Annotated in this window: 20 protein-coding genes; 7 read left to right on the top strand and 13 right to left on the bottom strand. The window is 63.3% G+C overall.

Annotation, left to right across the window (positions count from 1 at the left end):
- Positions 1-113 precede the first annotated feature (113 nt).
- The 4 genes from ACZ51H_RS02710 to ACZ51H_RS02695 form a co-directional block, all read right to left on the bottom strand.
- Entirely contained in the window at positions 114-2,285 is a 2,172-nt protein-coding gene (locus ACZ51H_RS02710; protein ID WP_464802366.1) for a TonB-dependent receptor, read from the bottom strand.
- 33 nt (positions 2,286-2,318) lie between these two features.
- Positions 2,319-3,542 carry a serine hydrolase domain-containing protein gene (locus tag ACZ51H_RS02705; protein WP_464802365.1) on the bottom strand — a complete coding sequence of 408 codons (1,224 nt, stop codon included), beginning with the start codon at positions 3,540-3,542 and terminating at the stop codon, positions 2,319-2,321.
- Positions 3,543-3,678: 136 nt separating this feature from the next.
- Positions 3,679-4,827, bottom strand: coding sequence for a helix-turn-helix transcriptional regulator (locus ACZ51H_RS02700; protein ID WP_464802364.1), 1,149 nt, complete (start codon positions 4,825-4,827; stop codon positions 3,679-3,681).
- 83 nt (positions 4,828-4,910) lie between these two features.
- Positions 4,911-5,390: a MarR family winged helix-turn-helix transcriptional regulator gene (locus tag ACZ51H_RS02695; protein WP_449471726.1), complete on the bottom strand. Its 480-nt coding sequence runs from the start codon at positions 5,388-5,390 to the stop codon at positions 4,911-4,913.
- A 74-nt stretch (positions 5,391-5,464) separates the two neighbouring features.
- Between ACZ51H_RS02695 and ACZ51H_RS02690 the strand changes: the two genes are divergently transcribed.
- The 7 genes from ACZ51H_RS02690 to ACZ51H_RS02660 all read left to right on the top strand — a co-directional run bounded on the left by ACZ51H_RS02690 (position 5,465) and on the right by ACZ51H_RS02660 (position 14,300).
- Positions 5,465-6,916, top strand: a complete 1,452-nt coding sequence (locus ACZ51H_RS02690) for an aldehyde dehydrogenase (RefSeq protein WP_464802363.1) — start codon at positions 5,465-5,467, stop codon at positions 6,914-6,916.
- 114 nt (positions 6,917-7,030) lie between these two features.
- Positions 7,031-7,891, top strand: a complete 861-nt coding sequence (locus ACZ51H_RS02685) for a p-hydroxycinnamoyl CoA hydratase/lyase (protein ID WP_464802362.1) — start codon at positions 7,031-7,033, stop codon at positions 7,889-7,891.
- 69 nt (positions 7,892-7,960) lie between these two features.
- Entirely contained in the window at positions 7,961-10,111 is a 2,151-nt protein-coding gene (locus tag ACZ51H_RS02680; protein WP_464802361.1) for an acetate--CoA ligase family protein, read from the top strand.
- A 47-nt stretch (positions 10,112-10,158) separates the two neighbouring features.
- Positions 10,159-11,493, top strand: a complete 1,335-nt coding sequence (locus tag ACZ51H_RS02675; protein ID WP_464802360.1) for an MFS transporter — start codon at positions 10,159-10,161, stop codon at positions 11,491-11,493.
- Positions 11,494-11,565: 72 nt separating this feature from the next.
- The gene (locus tag ACZ51H_RS02670) at positions 11,566-12,819 is read left to right on the top strand and encodes a cytochrome b/b6 domain-containing protein (protein WP_464802359.1); all 1,254 of its coding nucleotides are present in this window, start codon (positions 11,566-11,568) and stop codon (positions 12,817-12,819) included.
- Between the two features lie 396 nt (positions 12,820-13,215).
- On the top strand, positions 13,216-13,506 hold the full coding sequence (locus ACZ51H_RS02665) for a hypothetical protein (protein ID WP_449471718.1): 291 nt from the start codon (positions 13,216-13,218) through the stop codon (positions 13,504-13,506).
- 359 nt (positions 13,507-13,865) lie between these two features.
- Positions 13,866-14,300, top strand: a complete 435-nt coding sequence (locus ACZ51H_RS02660) for an energy transducer TonB (RefSeq protein WP_464802358.1) — start codon at positions 13,866-13,868, stop codon at positions 14,298-14,300.
- Between the two features lie 12 nt (positions 14,301-14,312).
- Here the strand turns inward: ACZ51H_RS02660 and ACZ51H_RS02655 are convergent, their stop codons facing one another.
- From ACZ51H_RS02655 to gspG, 9 genes are all read right to left on the bottom strand, one after another.
- Positions 14,313-15,062: a prepilin peptidase gene (locus tag ACZ51H_RS02655; RefSeq protein ID WP_464802357.1), complete on the bottom strand. Its 750-nt coding sequence runs from the start codon at positions 15,060-15,062 to the stop codon at positions 14,313-14,315.
- Positions 15,059-15,781 (bottom strand): type II secretion system protein N, encoded by a 723-nt coding sequence (gspN, locus tag ACZ51H_RS02650; RefSeq protein WP_449471713.1) that lies wholly within the window; start codon positions 15,779-15,781, stop codon positions 15,059-15,061. Before gspN ends, ACZ51H_RS02655 begins: the two co-directional genes overlap by 4 nt.
- The gene (gene gspM, locus ACZ51H_RS02645; protein ID WP_460987751.1) at positions 15,778-16,263 is read right to left on the bottom strand and encodes a type II secretion system protein GspM; all 486 of its coding nucleotides are present in this window, start codon (positions 16,261-16,263) and stop codon (positions 15,778-15,780) included. The genes gspN and gspM overlap by 4 nt, the downstream gene beginning before the upstream one ends.
- A complete protein-coding gene (gspL, locus tag ACZ51H_RS02640) occupies positions 16,260-17,369 on the bottom strand; it encodes a type II secretion system protein GspL (protein WP_460987750.1) in 1,110 nt (369 codons plus the stop codon). Before gspL ends, gspM begins: the two co-directional genes overlap by 4 nt.
- A complete protein-coding gene (gene gspK, locus ACZ51H_RS02635) occupies positions 17,366-18,355 on the bottom strand; it encodes a type II secretion system minor pseudopilin GspK (RefSeq protein WP_464802356.1) in 990 nt (329 codons plus the stop codon). The genes gspL and gspK overlap by 4 nt, the downstream gene beginning before the upstream one ends.
- A complete protein-coding gene (gspJ, locus tag ACZ51H_RS02630) occupies positions 18,348-19,073 on the bottom strand; it encodes a type II secretion system minor pseudopilin GspJ (RefSeq protein ID WP_464802355.1) in 726 nt (241 codons plus the stop codon). The genes gspK and gspJ overlap by 8 nt, the downstream gene beginning before the upstream one ends.
- A complete protein-coding gene (gspI, locus tag ACZ51H_RS02625; RefSeq protein ID WP_464802833.1) occupies positions 19,070-19,396 on the bottom strand; it encodes a type II secretion system minor pseudopilin GspI in 327 nt (108 codons plus the stop codon). Before gspI ends, gspJ begins: the two co-directional genes overlap by 4 nt.
- A 91-nt stretch (positions 19,397-19,487) precedes the next feature.
- Positions 19,488-19,895, bottom strand: coding sequence for a GspH/FimT family pseudopilin (locus ACZ51H_RS02620; protein ID WP_464802832.1), 408 nt, complete (start codon positions 19,893-19,895; stop codon positions 19,488-19,490).
- A 118-nt stretch (positions 19,896-20,013) separates the two neighbouring features.
- Positions 20,014-20,553, bottom strand: a complete 540-nt coding sequence (gspG, locus tag ACZ51H_RS02615) for a type II secretion system major pseudopilin GspG (protein WP_464802354.1) — start codon at positions 20,551-20,553, stop codon at positions 20,014-20,016.
- Positions 20,554-20,558 lie beyond the last annotated feature (5 nt).

The raw sequence follows: 20,558 nt of genomic DNA, 5'->3' as shown, positions 1-20,558 counted from the left end.
TTGCAGCGATGCTGCCGGAGTAAGTGGAGCTTGTTCAATCTGGCCGGATCGAACAAGCTCCAAAGCACCAATCCTGAAACCCGCCACCCGATGGCGGCGGGTTTCCCTCAACTTCAGAAGGTGAAGCCTGCGCGAATACCATATTCGCGCGGCGCACCGTAAAATTCATTGAGACCAAACTGGCCGCTGACATAGTGCTTGCCGGTCAGGTTGGTGCCATAGGCCTCGATATGGAACTGGCCGGTGCGCAAGGTGACAAGGCCGGACAACAACCCATATCCCCCGATCCGGTCGGACACCGGCGAGTAAGCGAGATAGGTGAAGCGCGGCCCAACATAGGAATAGCTGACGCGCGGCGTCAGCGTCACGTCATCGCCCAGCTGGAACTCATAGGCCGCCGTGCCGCCATAGGTCCACTTCGGCGAATAAAGGTTGGGACCGCCATCCGTGGTGGTAATTGCACTTGTGTAATCGAAGCACCCCGGAGTTGGCGCACCCACCGAACATTGTGGGCCTTGCGTCCCTGACGGAATGAGCCGCGTGTCGATGAAGGTCAGCCCGGCCAACTTCGAATGAACATAGGCAACATTGGCGTCGAAACTGAAGCCGCCGAACTTGCTCTGCAACTGTGCTTCAAAGCCCTTGATCTTGCCCTGCGAGATATTCTGGACGCCGTTGAAACCGGTTGTCGGCTCGATCACCTCAAACTGGAAGTCGGAATAGTCGTTATAGAAAGCCGAAATCTGCGTGCGGACATGCTTGTCGAACAGACTCGCCTTCCAGCCGATTTCATAGTTCCAGACCGTTTCTGGACGAAACTCGGAGGTCACCGAGTTGAAGCCGCCGGGCTTATATCCCCGCGCGACGAATGCATAGAGCAGATGGTCGTCGTTGATCGTCCAGTTGATCGCAGCTTTCCCGGTCACGCGGCCGTCCTGATGTGATCCAGAAAGGTCGACAGGTAAGCCAGATGGTGGGAATCCCGGGACACCTGCACCAATAAACAGATTGCCCACGCCGGTCGCTTTGTAATGAGAATAGCGGGCGCCTAACTGCAATTGGACATCGGGCGTCACGCGGTAACTGCCCTGCGCGAAGATCCCCAGCGTCGTCCGCACATTGTCAGGCCGGATATCTGTTGGGAAAAATCCACCTTGCAGTTGGCTAATGCGCACCTTGATCTCGTTACGCTGGAAATAGCCGCCCAAAATCCATTCCAGCGTTTCGCCGGTTGGTGAGATCAGGTTGACTTCCTCGCTATACTGGCGTTCGCGGGCGAAATAATCCTCGGCAACACCGTCTGGCGCAGGCGATGCATCGACATCGTTAACGCCCTCGATCTTCTTGCTCTGATAACCGCTGATCGACCGCAGCACGATGCCGCTGGCGAATTCCTGCCGCAGTTCCAGGCTGGAGATAAACGCCTTTTCACGGATCGCCACCGGTGTGTCGTAGTTCAGCGTGTAAATGTCGCCGGTCCGGTAGGAACCAAATTCCGTGCCCTCGATCGGGCGATAGGCATAACCGCCAATGTCGCGGTCGTTATACTGGACCTTGAGCAGCGCGCGGAAGTCTCCGGGCTGCCACAGCACCCCGAGGCGTCCGCCCTTCTCATCCAGCTTGCCCGCCTTGTTGTTGAAGGGGCCGACATCGTTGAAATAGCTGTCATGGCCCCGGTAGAATCCCGCACCGCGCACCGCGAGAGTAGAGGATAGCGGCACGTTCACCGCGCCTTCCAATCCGAAATTCCCCCGGTTGCCAGCGCTGCCTTCGGCATAGCCATTGACGCCATTCAGATCAGGATTGCGCGAATTGATGAAGATCGCGCCACCGGTCGAGTTGCTGCCGACCAAAGTTCCCTGCGGACCGCGCAACACTTCAACGCTCGCCAGATCGTAGAAGCTGTTCGCCTGGACGATCGGCGGCTGGAACAGCCCGTCGACATAGGTGGCGACACCTGCGGTCACATTGGGCGAGTTGCTGGCAAGGCCGATGCCGCGAATGTTGACCGCCGACGTGATACCCGCGTCGGAAATCGATAGCGCGGGCGTTGCATTTTGAAGGTCGTTGAGGCGAACGACGGCATTCGCCTTCAGGTCGTTGGCGTCCAGCGCGCTGGCGGCAACCGGCACCTTCTGCAGATTTTCCGTCCGGCGCTGGGCCGTCACGACGATCTCGCCCAGCGTGTTGGACGATCCCGCCTGCGGGGCCGCTTCCTGCGCCCAGGCGGATGACGTCCACAAGGTCATGATGGCGGTGGAGCCCGTCAGCAATATGCGTTTCATTCTTCCCTCCCTATTTTTTGGATGTTCTTCCGGTCATTTCGGAGACCAGGCCGACACGGCCTTCAGGAAAGCGCCGGTTTCCGCCGTCGGCTTTTCATCGCCCGGCGGGAAATAGCTGATCTTGACGACGACGGTGCGGGATCGCGGATCGACGTAGATATATTGGCCTTGCAATCCTACCGCGCTGTAAGCGCCACTATTGTCCAGCAGCCACCATTGCATCGCATAGCCGGTCGGAATGCCTGGCATCTTGTCATCGGCTGGCGCGGACGGCGCCGTCGATGTGCGGACCCAGTCGGCGGGCAACACCTGCCGTCCGTTGGCGCGGCCGCCGTCCAGCATCATCTGGCCGATCCGCCCATAGTCGCGCAGCGTGGCGTTGAAGCCAGCGCCGCTGAATTCGCGGCCGGTGCCCGGCTGCCCATCCATGATGTAGAAGCCGTCCTGCTCCGCGCCCAGCGGTTCCCACAATTTCTGCGCGGTATAGCCCGCGACGGTCGTGCCGCTGACCCGTTCGATCAACCAGCCAAGCACAGCGGTGTCGAGCGTCTTGTACTGGAACACGCTGCCCGGTGCATGCAGCCGCTTCACCGTCCGCGCGGCATCGGCAAAGCGCGCGACATTCTTGACCAGCGCGTCGACATGATTGCGCGCCGCGATGCCGGGATTGGCGAAGTCGTAGCGTTCCTCATAATCGACGCCAGACCGCATCTGCAGGATCTGCCGAATGGTCACGCCGTCATATCCGCCGCCCTTCAATTGGGGCAGGTAAGCGGTGATGTCATCGTCCAGCGACTTGATCCGCCCTTCCGCCAGCGCACAGCCGACCAGCAGCGACGTGACCGACTTGGTCATGGACCAGCCGATGAAGCGGCTGTTTTCGTCGCTGTTGTTGCGGTAGATTTCGCTGACGATCTTGCCGTCCTTCATCACCAGCAGCGCGTTGGTGTAGGTGCGATCGAGGAAATCCTGCGCCGTGTAACGCTTGCCGCCGAAAGTGTAGCTGACATCCAGCGGCGCGTCGGCGCGCGGCAGCCGCCAGGGCGTTCCCGCATGGGCGACGGTGCGCGTGGTGAACAGCCGGTCCATGCTGCGGAAGGTCAAGGAATTGATGTCGCCATCCAGCATGTGCCAGCGGGCGATCTGGACGGCGACCGGCACCGTGGATGGTTGTCCGTCGGCCAGCACGGGCGGCAACGTCTGCTGCGCCGACACAGGCTGAGCCGCCGCGCATATGGCGCCAGCAACGAAACTCACAAGATACCCTGATGCTTTGTGCACACGCACATCCTCTGTTTTGGACGAATGATAATTGTCGGTCGCTTCGTGCTTTTTCTGGACCGATGATTTGAAGATCGCGGCTCCCAAATGGGATACGCCGCGCAACCGCCGCTCAGTGCAAATTGCCATGCACCTGAGCGATGACGGAACCGTACAGCTTGGCGACAAGGTCCGCCTGACGGCGACTGTCGGTCTTTTCCAGGATGCGCTTCATCTGAATGCGCACCGTGCCGACCGACACGCCACGGCGATCAGCATAGGCGTTGATCGATGTGCCCTGTGACAAGGCGACGGCCAATCGCGCCTCCGCAGGCGTCAGGCCAAATAGCGAGGTGACGTGCCCGGCCGATAGGAAGGGCGCCTGCGACGGATCGATCAGGATCAGCGCGACGCCGTCCCGGTCATCATCCCATCCCTGCGCCACCGTCGCCTTGAACGCACCGTTGGGCAGTGCAATGACCTGCACCATGCTGTCGTCCAGATCGCCGAATGCCGCCGTGACCATGTCGTCATCGCAAGGAGACGACAGAAGCCGCGCCAGCCGCTGGCGGCTTTCGGCCGACACCCCGCGCAGTTGGCCATGGTCCAGCATCAGCGGCGCCCCGTTCGCCAGCATCGTGGCCGCCGCGCGATTGTGCCAGCGGACCTCGCCGCTGGCGGTGCAGAGAATGACACCGGGGCGCAGACGATCCATGATCGAAGCTAATGTGGCTTGCGCGGCACGCGCCGCCCGCACGGTGGCCGAGACGCGCGACAGGGTCAGAAGATGCGGCGCGATATCCGACAGGAAAGCCGCATCCTTGCCGTCCCGCTCCACCGTGTCGCCAATCTGCCGGTGCAGGATCAGGCTGAACCAGCGCGAGGGTTCGAATTCGAACAGCAGGCCCGACCCGCCCCTGAGGCCAATCTGTGCCAGACGATGCCGCGTCTCCTGCAATTGCGGCGATGTGGAATCGAAACGCTGCGTGTCGGTGCGGACGGAGAGCTGTGCTTCCAGGCGATCGCGCGGGACGATGGCGAGCCGGGGATTGTCTGGATTGTTGATCCATCGGTCATGCAGGGCGGCGTTCGCGTGGGAATAGCTATCCCGCTCCTGCCACCGCTGTATCAGATGGCCGCCCTCCTGCCGGTAAATCTGCACCGCCGCGCTGCGAACGCCAAGGCCAGCACAAATCTGGTCCAGCAGCGGCCTCCAGTTTTCTGGACGGTCGCAGCATCCGTAAAGGGCGGGCAGTATCTGCGCGCTGAAATTAGCCTCCATTGCATCCTCCCTGCTTGCCGCGCATTATTTTTGCTGCGGCGTTAGGCTCCCAAATGACGTACGCACTGCGGAGATGGCGCGGCCTAGATGACTGCCGCTTCCCCCTCCTCATGCGTGGCATTTTCTTCCTGCTCCAGGACGTCCAGCACGATGCGCAGCGCATCCTGATATTCGGGCGTCAGCAAGCGTGTGTAGCGACGTTCATGCGCGGTCATGATCGCGTCCGCCTCACTGCGCACATCCTCTCCCTCGGCGGTCAGGCTCAGGGCGAAGGAACGTCCATCGACCGGCGACTTCTGCACCAGATCCTTTTGGATGAGGCCAGTGATCAGCGGCACCATATTAGCGCGCTTAATCCCCAGCATGCGGCCGATGTCGCTTTGGATGCAGCCCGGATTGGCGCCGATCGTCAGGAGGATCGTCGCTTCCACCGGCCGCAGCCCGACCAATTCCAACCCCGCGCCCAGCGTCGCCATCATCGCGGAGGAGGAACGCCGCAGCCGATATCCCAGCCGCGAAGCGACGGGATTGATCAGCCTGTTGCCTGAAGGACTCATGCTCATGACTCCCTCATAATGTTATTGCTCAGAACAATCAACATTGATATGCAACATAACATTAGGAAAGGACCTGACACATGTCCGCATCGGAAATTTCCCTGATTATCGGCGGCGAATCGCGCAGTGCCGCATCGACTTTCGAACGGTTGAACCCGGTCACTGGCGCCGTCGCCACCCGGGCCGCCGCCGCCAGCGTCGAAGACGCCATTGCCGCGGTCGATGCCGCCAAGGCCGCATTCCCCGCCTGGTCGCAAACCGGCCCCAATGCCCGCCGCGCCTTGCTGATGAAGGCCGCTGACGCGCTCGATGCCCGCGTGGACGATTTCATCAACGCGATGATGGAGGAAATCGGCGCGACCGAAGGCTGGGCGCGCTTCAACCTGATGCTATCCAGCTCCATGGTGCGCGAAGCGGCCGCCCTCACCACCCAGATCGGCGGAGAGGTGATCCCGTCCGACAAGCCCGGCTGCATCGCCATGGCGATCCGGGAACCGGCGGGCGTGGTGCTGTCGATGGCGCCGTGGAACGCGCCGATCATCCTCGCCACCCGCGCCATCGCCGTGCCGCTCGCCTGCGGCAACAGCGTGGTGCTCAAGGCATCCGAACAATGTCCGCGCACCCATGGCCTGATCGTCCAGGCCTTTGTGGAGGCGGGCTTCACCGGCGGCATCGTCAACCTGATCACCAACGCGCCACAGGATGCGGCCGATGTGGTCGGCGCGATGATCGACCATCCAGCCGTGCGCCGCGTGAACTTCACCGGATCGACCCCGGTCGGCCGGATCATCGCGAAACGCTGCGCTGAGCATCTGAAGCCTGTGGTGCTGGAACTGGGCGGCAAGGCGCCGCTGATCGTGCTGGAGGATGCCGATCTTGACGAAGCGGTGAAGGCCGCCGCGTTCGGCGCCTTCATGAACCAAGGCCAGATTTGCATGTCGACCGAGCGGATCATCGTGGTCGATGCCATCGCCGAAGCCTTTGTAGAGAAGTTCCAGGCCAAGGTCGACACCATGGCGGTGGGCGACCCGCGTGAGGGCAAGACGCCGCTCGGCGCGGTGGTCGACAACAAGACGGTTTGCCATGTTCGTTCGCTCATCGATGATGCGTTGACGGCAGGCGCGACCCAACTGAACGGCGGTGAGGCGAATGGCGTCTTGATGCCCGCCCATGTCATCGACCGCGTCACGCCGCAGATGAAGCTGTTCCGTGATGAGAGCTTCGGCCCGGTCGTCGGCATCATCCGCGCCCGCGATGAAGCGCATGCGATCGAACTCGCCAACGATACCGAATATGGCCTGTCCGCATCGGTCTTTACCCGCGACACGGCGCGCGGCCTACGGGTCGCTCGGCAAATCCAGTCCGGCATCTGCCATGTGAACGGCCCGACCGTCCATGACGAAGCGCAAATGCCCTTCGGAGGCGTCAAGGCGTCGGGATACGGCAAGTTCGGCGGCCGAGCCGGGATCGACAGCTTCACCGAATTGCGCTGGATCACGATGGAGACCCAGCCCGGCCATTATCCGATTTAACGCTCACTCCCTTCGTCATCCCAGCGGAAGCTGGGATCTCAAGCGGAGAGGCACGATCCAGCCGCACGAGATGCCAGCTTCCGCTGGCATGACGACCAGAACAAGGACTTTACCATGACCAACTTCCTGCAAGCCAACGGCGTCGAGCAGGCCGAAATCGAAACCGTCGCCTTCACGGTGGAGGACGGCGTCGCCTGGGTCAGTTTCAACCGCCCGGACAAGCGCAATTGTATGTCCCCGCGCCTCAACCGCCAGATGATGCGTGTGCTCGATGATCTGGAGTTTCGCGACGATGTCGGCGTCCTCGTCCTGACTGGCGAGGGTACGGCGTGGAGCGCGGGCATGGACCTAAAGGAATATTTCCGCGAAACCGAAGCGCAGGGTCTGAAGGGCACGCGCGACGCGCAGCGGGAAAGCTATGGCTGGTGGCGCCGCCTGCGCTGGTATCAGAAGCCCACCATCGCGATGGTCAACGGCTGGTGCTTTGGCGGCGGCTACGGCCCGCTCTTCGCCTGCGACCTCGCCTTCGCGGCGGAGGAAGCGCAGTTCGGCCTCAGCGAAATCAACTGGGGTATCCTGCCCGGCGGCGGCGCGGCCAAGGTAGCTACGGAACTTACCAGCTTCCGCAATGCTATGTACCACGCCCTGATGGGGGAGAATGTGGACGGCAAGACGGCGGCGGAATGGGGCTTCGTCAACGAAGCGCTGCCGCTTGGCGCACTGAAGGGCCGTGTGTCGCAGGTTGCGCAGACGCTGCTGACCAAGAACCCCGTGGCGCTCAAGGCGACCAAGGACGCCATCCGCCGGGTGCGCGAGATGACCTATGACAATGCCGAGGATTATCTGATCCGCGCGCAGGAAGCGGCCAACAGCTTCGACAATGAAGGCCGCAAGGAAGGCATCAGGCAGTTCATCGACGACAAGAGCTACAAGCCGGGCCTTGGCGCTTATGACAAGTCGAAACAGCAGGCCTGAACAGCGGTAAACTGGCGGGACCGACCGAAAAGTCGGCCCGCCCAAATAGTTTTTTGGAGAGACGGACCCATGACGGCCGACACCCTCAATCCGCCCGTCACCGCCCGCACCGGCAATGCGCTCGACCGGCTGCTGCGCCCGCGATCGGTGGCGATCGTCGGCGCATCGGACAAACCGGGTGCGCTGGGCGCATCCGTCCTGTCCAACCTGACGCGCAACGGCTTTTCAGGCGACATCCACCTCATCAATCCCAAGCGCGCCGAAATCGGCGGACGGCCATGCCTGCCGTCGGTCGATGCTTTGCCCGATGGCGTTGATGCCGCCGTCCTCGCCATCCCGCGCATAGCGGTGCTCGATACGGTGAAGGCGCTCGCCGCACGCAATGTCGGTGCCGCCGTCATCTTTTCCGCCGGATTTGCCGAAGGCGGTGAGGAAGGTCTGTCGGAGCAGCGGGAGATCGGCCGCATCGCCGCCGAGACCGGCATGGTCGTCGAAGGGCCAAACTGCCTTGGCATGACCAACTTCATCGAACGCGTACCGCTGACCTTCGTTGAGACCGACGCCAAGCCGTTGGGCGATCGTCCCGGCATAGGCGTCGTGTCGCAAAGCGGGGCGATGGCTTGCGTGTTATGCACCACGCTTGCTTCGCGCGATTTGGGCCTGTCCTTCTCGATCTCGACCGGCAACGAAGCCGCATCGGGCGTCGAAGATTATGTCGATTACCTGCTGGAGGACAGTTCCACGCGCGTCATCGCCATGATCGTGGAACAGTTCCGGCAGCCCCAGCGCTTTCTCGCCGCCGCCCGCCGCGCCCGCGCGCTGGGCAAGACCATCGTCCTCCTGCACCCGGGCCGGTCGGCCGCCGCACGTGAATCCGCCGCCACCCATACCGGGGCGATGGCAGGCGACTATCAGGTCATGCGCGTCAAGGTGGAGCGCGCGGGCGTCATCCTCGCCGAGACGCTGGAGGAACTGGGCGACATTGCCGAGATCGCCGTGCGCTGCCCAACCATCCCGGCTGGCGGCGTCGCGGTGCTAGGCGAAAGCGGCGCGTTCAAGGCGCTGACCCTCGACCTGTGCGAAGCAATCGACCTCGACCTGCCGCAGGTGAATGACGGCAATGCCCCGGCCCTGCGCGCGGCGCTGCCCGACTTCGTGCCCGTCTCCAACCCGCTCGACCTGACCGCGCAGGGGTTGGTCGATCCCGACCTCTATCGCCGAACGCTGGCGGCGCTGTTCACCGACGACCGGTTCGGCAGCATCGTCGCTGGCATCATCCAGACCGATCCCGTGACCGTCGGCATCAAGCTGCCGCCCATCCTGCGCGCCGTTGACGAATTGCGGCCGGACAAGCCGATCATCTTCGCCGGGCTGGACGAAGGCGCGCCGGTTCCGGCCAAACATATTGATCAGCTGCGCACGCTTGGCATCCCCTATTTCCCTTCGACCGAACGCGCCTTCCGCGCCCTGAAGCGGCTCAACGACCATGCGCGCCGGGACTTCAGCGAAGCGCCGACCGCCCCCCTGCCCGCCTCTGGCCTCACCGGGCAGAGCGGCGTCATCCCGGAATATCGCGCCAAGGCGATCCTCGCCCCGCTCGGCATCCCGTTCCCGAAGGGCGCCTTCTGCACCAGCATCGACGACGCGCTCCGCGCTGCGCAAGCGGTCGGCTATCCGGTCGCGCTCAAGGCACAGTCCGCCCGTCTAAGCCACAAGAGCGATGCGGGCGGCGTGGTGTTGAACCTCTCCAACGCCGACGAACTGCGCGCGGGCTGGGACCGGTTATATGCCGATGTCGCCGCCTATGATGCGACCATCGCGCTCGACGGTGTCCTGCTCGAAGCCATGGGCGAGCGCGGCGTCGAACTTATCATCGGCGCAAAGAACGATCCAGACTGGGGGCCAGTCATCCTGTGCGGGTTCGGCGGGGTCACGGCGGAAATCCTGCAGGACGTGCGCCTGATCACCCCCGGCCTCTCGATCGACGCCATCGCCGCTGAACTGGACCAGCTCAAGCAAGCGCCGCTGCTGCGCGGCTTTCGCGGATCGCCCGCGCTGGATGTGGAGGCGGCAGCGGGGATTATCCATAGGCTTGGCCGCATCCTTCTCGCCGAACCTTCAATTCGGGAGATCGATCTTAATCCGGTGATCGTCTATCCACAGGGCAAAGGCGCGATCGCCCTCGACGCCCTCATGCTGACAGCCCCGGAAGACGCCTGACCAACAAGGCAATAACCAGATCGATAATCATTTCAGGGGAGGTGAGGATGGCGCAGAACGGAACGGACATCAGGCGATCGCTTGATGAAGCGCCCATGGGCCGCCTGCAAATCGCGGCTGTAGCGCTGTGCATCATGCTGAACGCGCTTGATGGCTTTGATGTTCTGGCGATCAGCTTCGCATCGCCCGGCATTGCCGCGGAGTGGGGCATCGACCGCGCCGCATTGGGCGTCGTGCTTTCGATGGAACTGATCGGCATGGCTGTGGGGTCCGTGCTGCTCGGCGGCATGGCTGATCGCATCGGCCGTCGGCCCACCATCCTGCTCTGCCTCGTGGTGATGGCGACGGGGATGTTGGCTGCGACCTTTTCATTCAGCGTTGTCTCCCTGTCGATGATACGGCTTGTGACTGGCCTCGGCATCGGCGGCATGCTGGCTTGCACCAACGCCATCGTCGCAGAGCTCGCCAACGCGCGCACCCGCAGCCTGGCCGTTGCCCTCATGGCGGCGGGCTATCCGATCGGCGCGATCCTTGGCGGTTCGGCCGCTTCGATGCTGCTGATGTCGGGTGAATGGCGCGACATATTCCTGCTGGGAGGAGTCGTCACTGCAATCTTCTTGCCGCTGACGTTCCTGCTGCTCCCTGAATCGATCAGCTTCCTCCTTCAACGACGCCCGGCCAATGCGCTGGACCGGATTAATCAGCTGATGGGCCGGATGGGACACAATGAACTGGATGCTTTGCCTGCTTCAAATGCAGCGGCGCCCAAGGCATCCTTTGCCGCACTGTTCAATCCCGGCCTCGCACGCACGACGGTGCAGCTGACGGCCGCCTATTTCTTTCACATCATGACCTTTTACTTCATCCTCAAATGGGTGCCCAAGATCGTCGTGGACATGGGTTACGCACCCTCGTCCGCTGGTGGCGTGCTGGTATGGGCCAATGTAGGCGGCTTGCTGGGCGCGCTTTCGCTCAGTGCCCTGAGCTGGCGGCTGGACGTCCGCATATTGGTGATCGCCGCCCTTTTACTGTCGATGGCAATGGTGACCGTCTTCGGACAGGGACAAGCCAGCCTTTTCGGCTTGGCCCTGGTAGCTGCGGCGGCGGGATATTTCACCAACGCGGCCGTCGTCGGCCTCTACGCCATCATTGCGCAATCTTTCCCAACGGCCGTCCGGGCAGGCGGCACGGGAATAGTGATCGGCCTCGGCCGTGGAGGAGCTGCTTTAGGTCCCATCCTTGCTGGTTTCCTTTTCACTCTCGATTTCAAGCTTCCCGCCGTGGCGCTAACCATGGCATCAGGGTCGCTGATCGCGGCATGCGCATTAGCCCTTCTCGTGACTGGAGGACGGCACGGCAATTCGTCCAAGGTTTACGAATGAACAGCTGTTCCCTTCATTGCCCGACCGCCGCTCGCGCTCTTCTATGACATCGCCATAAGGAAAAAACTGCCCATGTCGCCACAGCGCTATTCCATGACGGCGATCGCGTTGCACTGGTCGATCGCGGCAGCCCTGATCTTTCAACTCGTCCTGGGCTGGCAATTGTCCGGCATCGCGCCGGGGTTGGGCCAATTTGCCGCCTATCAGCTGCACAAGTCGATCGGGATCGTCATCCTGCTGCTCACCCTTCTGCGGGTTGGCATCCGCCTGGCCCACCCCCGTCCCCCGGCACTGGCGGATGATCGGTTATCTGCGTTCGCGGCAAAGGTGACGCATCAATTGCTCTACGCCGTCATGCTGCTCGCCCCGCTCAGCGGCTGGGCGCTGGTCTCAACCAGCAAGCTGCGGGTGCCGACGCTGGTGTTCGGCACGATTGCCTGGCCGCATCTGCCGATCCCTCTTGGCCTCAATGGAATAGCCTATGACACGCATCGCCTGGCGGCTTATGTCCTGGCCGGATTGGTCGTGCTGCATGTCGCTGGAGCTATTCGCCATCAATTTTACAAGCGCGAGGATCTGCTTGCTCGCATGATCCCGGGCTTGGCGCCGGGGCTTGCGCTGCTGGTTGCGCTAGGAACAGTCGCATTGGCAGGTGCGGCATCATTCTTTCTTACCGGAACGCCCACCAGAGCCGTGGCGCAGCAGAAAGGGACGCCCGCGCCAATCAAGATAGCGCCACCTTCACCCGGTTCCACCCCAGCGCAGCGGCCTGCCACGACCCCGACGGCCCCAAAAGCTACGCCGGTGCCCACGGCCAATTCGCAACACCTTCCATTGTCACGGTGGCGCGTCATGGGGCAAGGAAAGCTCGGCTTTATCGCCATGTGGAGCGGCGCGACGGTGGATGGATCCTTCCTTCACTGGAAATCGGACATCCGCTACAGTCCAGACGATTTGCCCGGCAGCGCAATCCTGGTGACGATCGACCTGGCCTCCGCCGTTACGGGCGACGCACAACGCGACGAAACGCTGCGAGGCCCCGATTATTTCGACATAGCGGCGCATCCGCATGCTGTGTTCCGCGCCAAAGGTTTCCGGCCAAAGGGCGGCGACCTGTACGAAGCCAGAGGCACGCTGGACCTGAACGGACGCCGCCGCCCGGTCACGCTACGCTTCACGCTGCGTCAGGATGGGGACACGGCCAGAGCCGAAGGCCGAGCAGATCTCGACCGGAACATGTTTAATGTCGGTTCAGCCACCGATGAAACGATCGCTGCGAAGGTCACAGTAAACTTCGCCTTGACCGCGCACCGGCAGGATCAGTGATGATGCGGGTTTCGACACAATTTACAAGGAGCGCCTTGTCATTCAGTTTGCTAAAGACGAAAAATTGCCATTCTTCTCTCACGTCGCACCGCTTTTAGGGGCAAGCCGACATAATTTTCCGCAAATGACGTCTGCGCCGCTTGGGAACGACGAATATAGTCGATCTCGGCCGCCTGAATGACTAACTGGCTGACGCCAGTAGGATCAGGCGGAGAGGCTGAAGCCGTTTTGCGGCTATTCTTTATTGAGTCCAACCCCTCCCGTACGGGTCACCACTCTCTCATAGATACACATCGAACGCTCGTAATTTCTGCGCCGTTCGGCACGTTTGTGACATATGGATCGAACTAACTTGCGTCTCTGTCGTTTGATGTTGGGCAATTGTGGAGACGAACCATGCGTAACACATTCTTATTGATGGCAGGATTGGCAGCCGCTGCCAGCGTTGGCGGCTGTTCTCGTGAAACGACGCGCGATGGACTGCGGGGTGCAGGCATCGGCGCAGTCGGTGGTGCGGTAGCAGGTGCGATCGTGCCCGGGCTTGGTGTTGCTGAAGGCGCGGCGATCGGCGCTGCGGGTGGTGCTGTCGTAGGTGCGGCCACGTCCGATGGACAACGCCGGTGGGAACGTGACCGTCGCGGTCGCGAATATTATATCGATCGCAACGGCAACCGCGTTTACCGCTGACGCCATATCGCCGCGCGTTGCACGCGGCATTCAATGACATGACAGCATCTTGGGCGCAGCGATGGCAGGGCCGGGACAGAATCGTCCCCGCTATTGCGGCGCTCTTGGTGAATGCCGTGATCGGCTATGCATTGATAATTGGCCTTCGAGCGCCTTCGCTATTACGCTCGGCGATAGATAGCACCCCCTTGGCGTTGTTCGATCTGAAGCCCGCCATGCCGGACCAACCCAAACCTCCCCAGCCTAAGGAAGCTCGCGAATCCAAACGCGAAGGCGGCGCTGCGTCCGGATCTCCTCCACGCGCCGAGAAGGTGCGAGATCAACCGCCGCGCCCTCCCATCGTTGTCGCCCCGTCGCCCATGATACATACCCCTGCTCCGACCCTGCCCACCGCGCCGACAACCGCCATGGCGAGCGGTGCGGGCGGCGCGGGTATTGGAGCTACCCCCGGCTTTGGCAGCGGATCCGGCGGCACTGGAACCGGCACTGGCCGGGGGGATGGCGACGGGGGCGGTTTCTCGCGGGCGCGCCAAACCGGCGGCCGCTTTCGCAATTCGGATTTCCCTGGCTCCTTGCGCGGCGTGGGCCGCGTGACGATCGGCGTGCGATACGCCATAGGTCCTTCAGGACAGGTCGATAGATGCGAAGTTATCGAAGGAAGCGGATATCCGGAGATCGACGCAATGACGTGTCGCGTCATCATGGAACGATACCGTTTTCGCCCTGCTAGCGATCCCGAAGGATATGCCGTCACTGAGGTGCGGGAAGAGGATTATCGCTGGCGTGTGCGCTAAAAGCGACAGCAACTAGACAACCAGCATCGACACCCACCACCCGGGGAAGGCCGCGACCGCCAGACATGTGCCGAGCGGCACCCGCGTCGCTGCCGTTATCTTGCGGCCCAACGCGACACTTGCCAGCACCGCCACCAGACCAATCCCCGCAGCCATCAGCAGGATGAACGGCAGCGCCTGCCATCCGAACCAGGCCCCAAGACCGCCCATCAGCTTTGCATCGCCCAGGCCCAATCCTTCGCGCCCCCGCGCCATCCGATAGCTGACCGCCACCGCCAGCAGAACGCCATAACCTGCCGCAGCTCCGATCACTCGATCGGACAGCGCCGCATCCGTCACCCACAGGCCCAGTGTCAATCCAAGGAATGCCAACGGCAACGTCAGCGCGTCCGGCAACCAGAAATGCCGCCAATCCAGGATCGCCAATGTCAGCAGCAGCCATCCAAGCAAAGCCCATCCAGCCCCCACCAGCCCTGGCGCCAGACCGCAGGCGAGCGCCCCGATCACCGCGCACCCCGCTTCCATGCGCCCGTGCAGCGGTGCAATCTTCCCGCCGCAAGTCCTACACCTGCCTCGCAACAGCAGCGCACTTATCATCGGGACAAGATCGACCGCGCCTAGCACTCGCCCGCAGCTATCGCAGGCCGACCGTCCACGCATGACGCCGCGACCCTCGGGCCAACGCAATATCAGCGTTCCCAAAAAGCTGCCCGCGATCGCCCCTGCAACCGCGCCCAGCCCCGCCCACAGCGGATCGATCACAGCGTTCCTTCGACCTTCAGCACCCGCGCGCCGCTTGTCCCCGCAAAGCCAACCTTCGCCAGCGCATCGCCGAGCGCCGCGTCCGCCGTCTCCACCCGCATCTCGGCAACATAGCGTCCCGACCGCCATATCCGCAGGTTGATCTTCTCCAGCCCAGACTGGCTCACCAGCGGCAGCAGCAACGCCTCGCCATCACAACTCGCCACGCCGGACAGCCCTTGCGTCAGGTTGAGACCCGGGAATTGCCCCGCCATCTGCGCCCGCACCCGACCCTCGGCATGGCCGCAGCGATCGCCGGAGAAATAAGCGGTCACATCCTCCATCGCCAAACTCGCGATCGGCAGCGGCGCAAAGCTTCGCCCGAGCGGCACCGTGCCAGTCACATCATCTATGCCCACGCGCCCAAAACCCACGGTCAGCGCGCCGCTCAGATCATCCGCCGCGCCCTGCCGCCGCCATATGTCGAACCGCGCCCGCCCCATCAGCAAAGACACCGGCGATAAAGCGGCATTCACCGACCCGACCGGCATCGTGCCCAGCATCAGCTGATCGATCCGCCCGCTCCAAAGCGTCCCTCGCACCTCCCGCGCGGCGACGCCCAGTCGTTCCAGCCCAGAAAGCCCCAGCGCAATCCGCATCGGCATGAACAGGATAAGCCCGAACGCCAATAACAGCACGATCGCAACCCGCGTCCGCCGCGACCAGCCCAGCCGCGTCATTGCCCAGCCCCCCGCACAAGCACCGCCTGCACCGAAACGCTACCCGCCGTCGGGGAAGGCCGCGCGCTCATCGTCTCCACGCGCACGCCCTGCGCCTCCAGCGCCGCAAGCCAGGAAAACAGCGCCACCGGCCGCACAGACGCCATCGCAATCTCGATCCGCGCGCTGCCCTGCGCCTCCGCCCGCTCCAGCGTCAAACCCGCCTCGCCCGCGCTCTGGCTCACAAGCTGGTCGATCGCCGTCCCGGAACTCGCCGCAACCCGTCGCGGCAATGTCTTGAGCAACTTCACCTTCGCCCGCATCGCCGCATTGCGATCGGTCGCGGCGAGCAGCCCCTCACGCGCCGACCGCTGCGCCGAAGCCAGCGGCCCCACCACGCCCAGCCACAGCACCACCACCGCCAGCAGGGCGAACATCACGCCCAGCATCCATTGCTCGCGCGGCGATCTCTCGACCCACATGGTTCTTACCGATTCCATCATGATCGCACCGTAATATCAGCCAGCGCTCGCCCGCCCGGATCCTGCGAAGGCGTCGCCGTGATGGTGAAGCCCGCGCTCTGCAACGCCAGCAGCACCGTATTGATCTCATCCACCTTCGCTGCTGCCAGCGTCGCCCGGATCATCCCGTCCGGATCGCGCGACAGCGCCGTCATCGACACGCCCGGCGCCTCCTGCAAGGCGCTCAGCAAGCCCGCAACCGGCGCGGTAAAGGCATAAGCCCCCGCCCCGCGCTCCGCCAGCTGCCGCTCAATCTCCGCCTCGGCCTGCGTCAAGTCACCCGCACCCGGCACCACCTGCCGCGCCAGCGCCAGACTCTCCGCATCCAGATTGCTCGCCGCCACATGCTGCCGCACCAGAACCGTCAACGAAATCATCAGGCTGATGAGCAGGATCAGCCCGCTCCACAGCAGGATGCGACGCAGCACCGCCTTATCAGCCACCCGCCGCACCCGCTTGGCAAAATCCCCCTGCCGCAGGTCCAGCGGAGGCCGCTCCAAAGCCTCAACCGCCCGCGCCTGCAACAGATCGGCAGGCACATCCTCAATCGCCGCATCGGCCGCCAGCACCGAAGCCAGATCGCCGCCAAAAGCAACGTCCTTGCCCCGCAACACCGCCTCGCCATCCAGCGCGCCACGCACAAAACCCTCGACAGGCTCCGGCAACAATAACGGCGCAGGCACGATGATGTCCGGGTCCAGCCCATGATGCTGCGCCCAGAGCAGCCAATGCTGCATGTCACTCCTCGCCGCGACCGCAACGACATGCGGCCGCGCCGGATCGTCATTCTCATCCCCCGCTGCAAACAGCTGGTCGGAAGGCACGATCCCCCCCGCCAGCGCCGCCAGCCGCGCCGCCGCCCTACCCTGCCGGGGCGCAAGCTCGGGATACTCCGCCCAATACAAAGTCACCATCGAAGCAGGCGGCACCAGCATCACCACCGCATCGGCAGGCAGCGCCGTCAAGCCACAAGCGGCCAGCCAGTTTGCCCCCCTGCCGCTCCGCGCCACAGCGCCATCGACAACGCGCATCCACAGCGGCGCGCCCGCTTCGGGCAGCGCCACGATCAGTCCATCCCGCACGCTCACGCGCCGCTTCCCCAGCTACGGCGGATCAACCTCGCCGGGCTCTGCCGGGCATCAATCATCGCCCGCTCCACCACCTGCGTTCCCCCAACGTCCACCGTCACGTCCACCCCGAAAAATCCTGTCGTCAACTTGACCTGATTGGCCGCTTCCTCAAGCGGATTGATGCCTTGGGCAGCAAACGGCGCCCAGAATTGCACCGTGCTGCCGTAACCCTCGACTGGCCGCTGCGCCAGATATTGCCGCGCCTGCGCCACGCTCACCTGTCCTTGCAACAGCATCGCGAACAGCACTGCCTGATCGGGCAACAGCGTGTTGACGTTGATCGGCGACAAATCCGCCGTCGGCAACGCGCAAACCCACGGCCGCGCCAGATCATAAATGACAGGCGTCACCCCATGAACGGCTCGCAGTTCACTCGCATCCACCATGAAGCGATTGGCCGTGCGATAGGGCCGCGCCGCCTGCGCATAAACCTCGTCCTCCGCGCCGCCCGGCTGCCGCACGCTGTCGCTGTCGATCCAGTCGGCCAGCGACGCTGCCGCCACCTGCGCCTGCCGCGCATCGATGCCCAGCGCCTGCAACAGCGCCTGAAATTGCGACACGCCGACCGGGCGCACCTTCAAATTGGACTCATTCTCGCCAGCCACCACGCTGTTGAGGTTGAAGCAATTGCCCGCATCACTCACCCGTGCACTCGCCACTCCACCGGGAACAGCGACCGGCTGCGGCGTCCCCATCCAGTTTCCCGCCAACGTCGTCTTGCCCGGATTGGCCGCGACCAGATCACCGATCCGCAACCGCGCCATCTCCGCCCCGGCATCGGCAAAGGCGCGCGCCTGATCCACCGCGCCACTATTCCCAGTCATCCGCGTAGCAAGCGCCAACCGCTCCAACGCCGTAGAGGCAACCACCGCCATCACCGCGACCAGCAGCAATACGGTCAGCAACGCGGCTCCCCGCTCGCCCTTTTTCCCGGGATCAGGCACCAGCCATCTCCCCTTCCAGCTTCTCCGCAGGCCCCGGCCCGACCAGAAAGCGCAAGGTGACAGGCGCTTCACCCGTGCGCGTCACCGTCATTTCAACAGCGCGCGGCATCAGGTCAGGCTGCGTCGGTATCCACTCGCCACGCCACTCCCCCTGCGCATCGCGAAAGCGCAGCGCGACATCATCCACATGGTCCAGCAGCATAGCCGGATCGTCGCCCGCCGCACCATCTACCTGTGCATAGGTCCGCCGCTCCAGCCGCCCCTGCCGCACCCAATATTCCACCTTCTGCAAGGAAGGCCGAGGCAAATCGCCCAGATTGTCCCAGCCCCCCCGCACGAACTGCATCACCGGCACGGCCTCGCCCTCACGATGCGACCAGAATGCAGGCGCCAGCGTCCCCGCTTCCGTGCGGCTGATACGCGGCACCGCCTGCCCAAGATCGGCAGCCAGCGCGCCGCCTGTCCGCTGCACGGCCGCCATGTCATCCAGCCGCGCCTTGACCTGCGCCTGCGCCGACACGCTATTCCCCAGCAGGAGCACGCCCGCCGCCGCCAGCATCGCAAAGATCATCAGAGCGACGAGCAGCTCTATCAACGTAAAGCCCGCCTGCCCGCCCGGCCCTCCGTTCGCTTCGAGTGAAGCCTGTCCTGAGCCCTGTCGAAGGGTCGAGCAGCCTGATGCGCGACTGAAATCCCTGCTGGCTATGGCGCGCATCATTGCACCACCCGCACAAAGCTAAGCACAACCGGCGAAGCCCCCACCTGCCCATTCACGGTCAGATCAACCTGCAACAGCCGCTTGTCGTTAGTAGCCTTGACCGTCCGCACCCAATGCCAGCGCCGTCCGCCATTATCGACATCACCCTCTTCGCTGCCCAGCGAGGGCGGCGCAGGATCGGTCTGCACCTCCACCATCAGGTTACGCGCGACAATCTGCCCCAGCGCCTTGCTGTCGAGATCGGCCACCGTCCGCAACGTCACCCCCTGCAACCGCACCAGCGCCAACGCAGCCAGACTGAACACCGCCAACGCGACGAGCATCTCCAACAGCGTAAAGCCCGCCTCAGGGTTCCCACGCCCCACACCCGTTCGGGCTGAGCCTGTCGAAGCCCTTCCCTTCTTTCGCACAAACCTACCCACCGACCATGACCTTCCCAGCCATATCGACAGTCACGGAAACCCGTTCCGCCTCCCGCGCCAAAGTCACCGTCATGGCGTCAGTCGGCAGCCCGGTCCCATCAAAACCAATCTGTTGCCGCCCATCCTTGCCAACCAGCGCCCGCGTCCCCGCCTTCCAGTTTGCCGTCACGAACGGCTTCTCCTCCAACGGCACCCATTGCGCCCCATCCCGCCGCTGAAAGCCATAGCCCGACGCGGACACCCACACCCCCATCGGTCGCGCGGTAACGACCGCTTCGTCGCGCGCGGCAGCAACGCGCGCGGCAAAGCGATCGGCATCCTCGACAACCCGCCCGCGCGGGTCGGGCATGGCAAGTACCACCGCAGCCGAGATGAAGCCGATGATCGTCAACACGACCATCAACTCGATCAGGGTAAAGCCATTGGCGATCGGGCGCTTATCCTCGTTCAGGCTGAGCCCTCCAACAGGCTCAGCACAGGCTTTGCCGAAGCTCCCCACGAACGGAATAAACCGCGCCTCAAAGCTCGCTGGAATAAATATCCGCATTCTCGCTCTCGCCGCCCGGCTGACCGTCCGCGCCCAGCGAACTGATATCGAACGCACCCTTCCGCCCCGGCACCGCATAATTATAGGCCCGACCCCACGGATCATCCGGCAGCTTCTTGATATAACCGCCCCGGCGATACCGCTGCGGCTGCGCCAGCGAGGCAGGCGGATTGATCAGCGCCTGCAACCCATCCATCTGCGAAGGATAGCTCAGATTATCGAGCCGATATTGCTCCAGCGCCTGCTCGATCGTCGCAATATCCGCCTTCGCCTTCTCCACCCGCGCCGTATCGGTCGCAGGAATGACGTTGATCGCCACAATCGTCGCTAGCAGCCCGATGATGACGATCACCACCATCAACTCGACCAGCGTGAAGCCATTTTCGATCGGCCGACGAACCAACCCCTCCCCGTTCGGGCTGAGCTTGTCGAAGCCCTTTCCTTCTTCTGAAGTAAAGGAATGCCCTTCGACAGGCTCAGGGCGAACGGAGTCTGGCTTCAATCTGGACATAATCA

It is taken from the genome of Sphingobium sp. TomMM15 (assembly GCF_055397045.1).
Note: the sequence above shows the minus strand (reverse complement) of the source record. Positions and strands in the feature narration are given on the sequence as shown.